The following is a 6,689-nucleotide window of genomic DNA, read 5'->3' as shown; positions in this document are numbered from 1 at the left end:
TCCCCTGGCTTTCGTCCATGAGCGTCAGTTATGGCCCAGCAGAGCGCCTTCGCCACTGGTGTTCTTCCCGATATCTACGCATTTCACCGCTACACCGGGAATTCCCTCTGCCCCTACCACACTCTAGTCTTGTAGTTTCCATTGCTGAAATGGAGTTAAGCTCCACGCTTTAACAACAGACTTTCAAAACCGCCTGCGGACGCTTTACGCCCAATAATTCCGGATAACGCTTGCCACTCCCGTATTACCGCGGCTGCTGGCACGGAATTAGCCGTGGCTTATTCATCAAGTACCGTCAGATCTTCTTCCTTGATAAAAGAGGTTTACAGCCCAGAGGCCTTCATCCCTCACGCGGCGTTGCTCCGTCAGGCTTTCGCCCATTGCGGAAAATTCCCCACTGCTGCCTCCCGTAGGAGTCTGGGCCGTGTCTCAGTCCCAGTGTGGCTGATCATCCTCTCAGACCAGCTACTGATCGATGCCTTGGTGAGCCCTTACCTCACCAACTAGCTAATCAGACGCGAGCTCATCCTCAGGCGAAATTCATTTCACCTCTCGGCATATGGGGTATTAGCGGCCGTTTCCAGCCGTTATCCCCCTCCTGAGGGCAGATTCTCACGCGTTACTCACCCGTCCGCCACTAACCCGAAGGTTCGTTCGACTTGCATGTGTTAAGCACGCCGCCAGCGTTCATCCTGAGCCAGGATCAAACTCTCCGTTGTAGATCAAGTCCTTTCAACTGATTTGGTAAAAACCTAAAATCAACAACTTACGTTGCTTCTTTCATCAATCTCAACTCGATTTGCTCATCACCCGTAAAAACCCACTGGCGCAGGTCTCACAGTTGGAGCCCCTTCCTCTGACAGAAGGTTTCAAAGAGTGCAAACTGAAATCTCTTTCCGTCTGACTTTCCCGAATCTCAGATCCGGTCGCGCTCGCCTCTCCCATCGGCACACCAGCTCCTGTTCCCTCGTGAGAAGGCAACAACAGCCAACCAACAGGCGCGTCACGCTTTGTTTCTTTTTGACGGGACCTCACACCTTCACTGCTCTGTTCGTCACACACCGATTGCTCGGCTCTTCCACTGGCTCCAACACCCTCCCTCTCAGGCGGTGCAGGCTCCCAGCTTCAGCATGACGCAGTGAAAGCGTCAGTTCCTAAACTTTTCGGTTGTCCAGGTGCTTCCGCTTCCTCCCCCTCTCGGGAGCTCTAGGCGGAACGTCGCCTCCCGGCGACTCAGAAAACTTACAACACCGTCGGCTCTCGCCTCCTTCTGCCATAAGCCTGCTCGCTTTCGGGTTTCCCCTTGCGCGCAGTCCAAAAACATAACACCCCCTCTGACCGCTGAGCAAGGATCAGGCCACAAGCGCCTCGGCCCACGGCATGAAACGGGCAAGGGTGTCCGGTCGATCGGCCGCCAGCACAGGGAAGTCGGCCGTTGAGAGATCGGACCCGGCGGCGATGGCCTCCGGCGATCGCACCAACCAACGGATCGGACAGCCGAGCTCGCTGAGCACCAACCAGGCGGCGGCCAGATCCCAAATCTTGGGAGTCGCCTCCAGGGCCGACACCGTCTGGCCCATGGCCACACTCACCAGATTGAGGCTGGCCACGCCGAGCAGGCGGATCTTGCCGGGGAAGCGTTGGTTGGGCAGTTTCTGCAACACCCCGATCGAGCGGCTGCACAGCGACGCACAACCGGCGGGGTGGCTCTGCCGGGACGGAGGCTGGAGCAAGCGGCAATTGCGCCAGGCTCCCTGACCACGGATGGCCACGATGCGTTGGCGCAGCGGCGGCACATCCAGCACCGCCAGCACCGGGATACCACCCTCAAAACGTGCCAGGGAGATGGCCCAATAGGGGATGCCGGCGGCAAAATTCGTGGTGCCATCGAGCGGATCCACCACCCAGTAAGCATCGCTCCCTGGCACGGTTTTGTCCCCTTCTTCGCTGAGGACTCCCTCGCCGGGATACAGCTGGGCCAATCCCTCCACCAGGGTGGCGTCACTCCAGCAGTCGCAGGCGGTGATCAGGCTGCCATCCGCTTTGAGATCGGAGGCCATGTGGCCAAAATCGGCGCGTTGGCGCTCGGCCACCCGATCGAGCAGGGCGTCCAGACCAGGACTGAGATGCGGGGCCGGGAGGGTGGTGGGATCAGCGTTCATCCGAGCTCGAGGGCCAGCACCTTGCTGAGGCTCCTCCCCGTATCCTCCCTGAACTGACGCAGGTTGACGCGGCTCAGCAACAGCAAAGCCGCAAAAGCCACAGCCGCCTCCGCACTGAACACGAGCGCGTAGGGGGCATAGGTGGAGGCTGGCAGGTCGAAGACCTGTTGCAGCGCCCGAGCCAGATCGAACAAACCACCCCCCACCACCTTGCCGAGGGCCCTGGAGAGGGCCTGGGCCAATCCCCAGACGCCCACAAAGGTGCCCGCCGCTTCCGGCAGGGTGAGATCCAGCATCAGCACCAGGGCGCTGTTGGTGCCGATGCCCGCCGCCAGACCAAACAGCAGCATCACCAGCTGAAGCACCGGCACCCGGCCCACCAGGCCCGCCAGGGCCAACAGCACGAGGCTGGCGAGAATCAGCTGACAGCCCAGCCGGGCTGTGGCCAACTTGCCAAGCCTTGGCACGATCCAGAGGCCGGCGAGCAACAGGCCCACCAGCGTGCCCATGCCCCAGAACGCATTGAGGGAGGCCGTGGCGGCTATCGGCATGCCAAACACGTCGGCGCCATAACTTTCCAGGATGGGGTCCTGGAGAAACAGCGCCAGGGTGAACAGCACCAGAAAGGAGAAAAACACCAGCACCTGACGGCTGGACGTGATCAGAGCCCAGGTCTGGGCGAGGGTGATGGCGTCATCGCGGCGCTCGCTAGCCAAACCAGACGGGTCCCTGACGCCACCGGGCTCCAGCCCCAAGGTGGCGACCACCGTGAGGGCCAGCACCACCACCACCACCTTGGCCATGAATCCCAGCAACACAGGCTCCAGAAGGGCTGGATCGGTGATGCCATCCAGCCCGCGCAGGTTGAGGCTGATGGCGATCGCGCCGATGACGATGCCTACCGTGAGCAGGCACCAGATGATGCCCACCGCCCGGGGCCGCTCCACTTCGCTGGTGCGATCGATCACCAGGGCGAGGTAGGGGGTGGTGGCCAGAGAAATGGCCAACCCATAGCAGGCAAACAGCCCGCACAGGCCAGCGATCCCAAGGCCCAACTCCGGCTGGGAGGCGCTGTCCAGCAAGCGACCCACATGAAAGATCAGAGGGATCGACAGCACGGCCAGTCCACAGAACAGCGCCGTACCCAGCCAGATGTAGGGCGTGCGATGGCGGCCCCCAACCGGATGGGCATCCGAGATCTGACCAAACAGCACCCGGGATGGGGCAACAAACTGCTCAAAAGCCAGAGCGCCTCCAACCAGCAGGCCAGGAAAGCCGAGCTCACTCAGCATCACCCGGTTCAGCAGGCCAGCAAAAACAACGGCCAAACAGCCAAGGCAGCCCTGAAACAGCCCCAGACGCAGGGTATTAGCCAGGCCCAGAGTCGGGTGCTGACCAGCCAAAGTGGCGCTCACCGGCTCAAACCGCTCCTTGGGAGGCAGCCTGACAGGCCGGGATCAAGGGAGTGGGTTCCACGGGCACATCGGAAGCACCGACTGGCTTCGCAGCAGGGAGAGACTGGGGCGTACAGCTGGCCACCTGATCGAGACCAGTTCGGCGACGCAGCTCTGCCAAGCGCTTGTTGTAGTCGGTGATGGCATTGGAGTAGCGCACCTCGGCTTGGGTGAGATCACGCTGGTTGTCCACCACCTCCCGTTGGGTGGTGACACCGGCCTGGAAGCGCAGACGGGCCAAGCGCAGCGATTCCCGGGCTGAGATCACTTCCCGGGAGGTGGTGACGATGTTGCGGTTGTTCTTTTCGAGCTCGTAGAAGCTGGTTTCCACCTCTTGACGGATGCCGTCACGGCGCTGGGCAAAGCGGAAGGTGTTCTCCTGCGCGAGCTGCTTGTTCCGCCGCGACTGGGCTACGGCGGCACCGCCGTCAAAGAGCCGCCAGCTCAGGTTGAGCCCGAGGGCCGTTTCGTAATTCGTGCCATCTGCGCCGGGCTGAGCCGTGACAACGGACTCGTTGCCGTTGAAGACATTCCCGGTGAAGCCGGCAAAAATATTGAGTAATGGCTGAACGGCTCCCAGGGCCGCATTAGCCTGGCTGTTGGCGATCGAGATGTCGAGCAGGGCCTGATCGAGCTCTTCGCGGAAGGTGTAGGCCGCGATGATGCTCTCCTGCAAGGAGGGCTGCCAGACCCCGAACACCCGGGCTGGATCCTTGGCGGTTGGGGTGACGTTCTGGGGCAGGTCCAACAGGGCCGCCAGCGTGCGGCGCGCAATCGCCTGGGCCGCCAGGGAGTTGGTGAGCAACTGCTGGTCGCGGGAGAGCTGGGTTTCGGCCTCCAGCACCTCCAACTTGGTGGCCACCCCGGCCTGGAAGCGGGCCTTAGCATCCCGCAGGCTCACGATCGAAGCCCGCACCGACTCCTGGCCGATCCGCACCTGATCATCGGCCTGCTGCAGATCGAAGTAGATGGACGCCGTCTGCAGACGCAGATCCCGCAGGGCGATCACGTATTGGAACTTGGCCTTTTCAAACTGATCACGGGCCGCCGCGATCGTGGGGACCCGCTCGGGATTGATCAGGGACCACTGGGCCGTCAGAGAGGCACCGAGGGACCAGCGATCCGTTGCTGAAATCGATGTGGTGCCAGAGGCACCATTTGAACGCGCCTGCCCCTTGGTGAAGGTCGGCAGCGAGCTCGCTTGCAAGTTGAGGTTGGGATACCACTGAGCAATTTGGGCCCGCAGGTTGCTCTGGGCCTGATCCACCTGGCTGGCGATCGCCTTGAGATTGGGATTGTTCACCTCTGCCAGATTTTCGACCTCCAGCAGACCCAGGGGCCGCAACTCGAGGATTCGCACCTGCTCCGGTTTGGCCGGCAGGGCCAAGGAGGCTGGAGCTGGAAGGTTGTCCAGACCTGGAGCCAGCTGGGTGGCTGCCGGCGTCACCAGGGTGGGATTGACTTTGGGGCGGTACCCCCGCACTTGGGTGGGGCTACCGCCCCGAGGCGTTTCAGGGGCGAGGGGCAACGGCGTGGCCGCGTTCGCCTGAGACGGGGGTGAAGCAGCTGAATCCTGGGCCTCAGCGGCAAGCGCCACCATCGGAGCCCCCAGCAGGCCGATGAGCGCGAGTCGAGAGATGGATTTGGACACGCCTGATACAGCCTGACGAGTAGATCTTAATGAGATCGAAAATTCTCATCGAAACAGGAGGCCACAAGGTCGTCTGCACCCCCCAGCTGCCGGATCGGCACCGGCAGTTGGCGCTCCAGCTCAGCAAGGGTCAAGTCGTCCAGGAAAACTGGCTCCCCCTGGCGCAGCATCACGGCCGGCAGCAGCAGGGCCTCGCCCAGATCGCGACCCGACAGGCCTGCCAGCAGATCCGAACCCGTCAACAGGCCCGTCACCACCTGCTCCTGGCCCCAATAGGGGCTGGGTAAGCCATGCAGGATCAATTCCAGGCCGTCCACAGCATTCAGCCGGGCCACCACAGGCTCGAGCGCTTCGGCCACCAACTGGCCCACCACCCAGCTGAGGCGCCGCGGCCGGGGCAAGGCCTGCGGCAGGTTTTGGGTGGCCTCATCAAGCGCTTCCAGAAAGGCGCGAATGCTGCCCACGCCGTTTTCCTGTTGGGGCAAATCCTCATACTCCGCCCGGGGCGGTAGGGGCAGGCCGGCCATCAAGTACCACTCATCCGACAACCAGGCAAAACGGCTGCCAATGTCTTGCTGGAACTGTTGCTGCAGGGGTTCCACCAGGGCGATCACCTGGCGCGCGGCGTGGCGGTTGACGGGCACCAGCGCATCCCCATCGGGACGAAAGCGGGTGAGGCCCACCGGCACCACCGCCACCGAGAGCACCGCGGGCCACTCCCCAGCGGCGAACGCGGCCAGGTCGTGCAGGGTCTGCTGCAACGCCGGGCCGTCGTTGATCCCCGGGCACACCACCACCTGGGCGTGGATCTGCAGATCCCGCTGGGCGAACCAGCCCAACTGCTCGAGCAGCAAGCCAGCCCGTGGATTCACCAGCAAGCGGCTGCGCAACTCCGGCTCGGTGGCATGCACCGAAACAAACAGGGGGGAGAGCCGCTGCTCCTCAATGCGCTGCCAGTCGGCGGCGGTGAGGTTGGTGAGCGTCAGATAGGAGCCGTAAAGAAAACTGAGGCGATAGTCGTCGTCTTTGAGGTAGAGGCTGCTGCGGCGCCCTGGCGGCTGCTGATCGATGAAACAGAAGGGGCAGGCGTTGTTGCACTGCTTGAGCCCGTCGAACAGGGCCTCGGTGAAGCCCAGGCCCAGGCCTTCGTCGAGATCCTTCTCCAGCTCCACCGTGTAGCGGGTGCCATCGGAATCTTCCACCTCGAGGGTGAGCTCCTCCTCACCCACCAGAAACTGCAGGTCGATCAGATCCCGCGGGCGTTTGCCGTTGATGCTGAGCAGCCGATCGCCGGGCTGAAAGCCGAGCTCTTCACCGATGGAGCCTGGCTCCACCGTGGCCACCACGGCTGGGGCCGGCAACCGGGGGGACGTGCCATCAAGGGCAGCCAGGGCAATCCCCGCAGAGGGCTCATTCCACACG

Annotated in this window: 4 protein-coding genes and 1 rRNA gene; all 5 read right to left on the bottom strand. The window is 62.7% G+C overall.

Going from position 1 to position 6,689, the window contains the following annotated elements; all coding sequences use genetic code 11:
* Positions 1 to 719 (bottom strand): 16S ribosomal RNA (locus tag KBY65_RS07870); the annotation flags it as partial.
* A gap of 633 nt (positions 720 to 1,352) precedes the next feature.
* The gene (locus KBY65_RS07865; RefSeq protein WP_255001130.1) at positions 1,353 to 2,162 is read right to left on the bottom strand and encodes an inositol monophosphatase family protein; all 810 of its coding nucleotides are present in this window, start codon (positions 2,160 to 2,162) and stop codon (positions 1,353 to 1,355) included.
* Positions 2,159 to 3,577 (bottom strand): BCD family MFS transporter, encoded by a 1,419-nt coding sequence (locus KBY65_RS07860; RefSeq protein WP_233128763.1) that lies wholly within the window; start codon positions 3,575 to 3,577, stop codon positions 2,159 to 2,161. Before KBY65_RS07860 ends, KBY65_RS07865 begins: the two co-directional genes overlap by 4 nt.
* 4 nt (positions 3,578 to 3,581) lie before the next feature.
* On the bottom strand, positions 3,582 to 5,216 hold the full coding sequence (locus KBY65_RS07855; RefSeq protein WP_315860056.1) for a TolC family protein: 1,635 nt from the start codon (positions 5,214 to 5,216) through the stop codon (positions 3,582 to 3,584).
* Positions 5,217 to 5,293: 77 nt separating this feature from the next.
* Positions 5,294 to 6,688 carry a TIGR03279 family radical SAM protein gene (locus tag KBY65_RS07850; RefSeq protein WP_255001126.1) on the bottom strand — a complete coding sequence of 465 codons (1,395 nt, stop codon included), beginning with the start codon at positions 6,686 to 6,688 and terminating at the stop codon, positions 5,294 to 5,296.
* Position 6,689: the final 1 nt, after the last annotated feature.

The organism is Cyanobium sp. Alchichica 3B3-8F6, assembly GCF_024346435.1.
GTDB lineage: Bacteria > Cyanobacteriota > Cyanobacteriia > PCC-6307 > Cyanobiaceae > Cyanobium_A.
The sequence above is the reverse complement of the archived record's forward strand: the minus strand, read 5'-3'. Positions and strand labels throughout refer to the sequence as shown.

What these genes read in the sequence shown, in the direction of transcription:
- KBY65_RS07855 (WP_315860056.1), bottom strand. Translation starts at nt 5,216, where the DNA reads ATGGTGGCGCTTGCCGCTGAGGCCCAGGATTCAGCTGCTTCACCCCCG.
- KBY65_RS07865 (WP_255001130.1), bottom strand. Translation starts at nt 2,162, where the DNA reads ATGAACGCTGATCCCACCACCCTCCCGGCCCCGCATCTCAGTCCTGGT.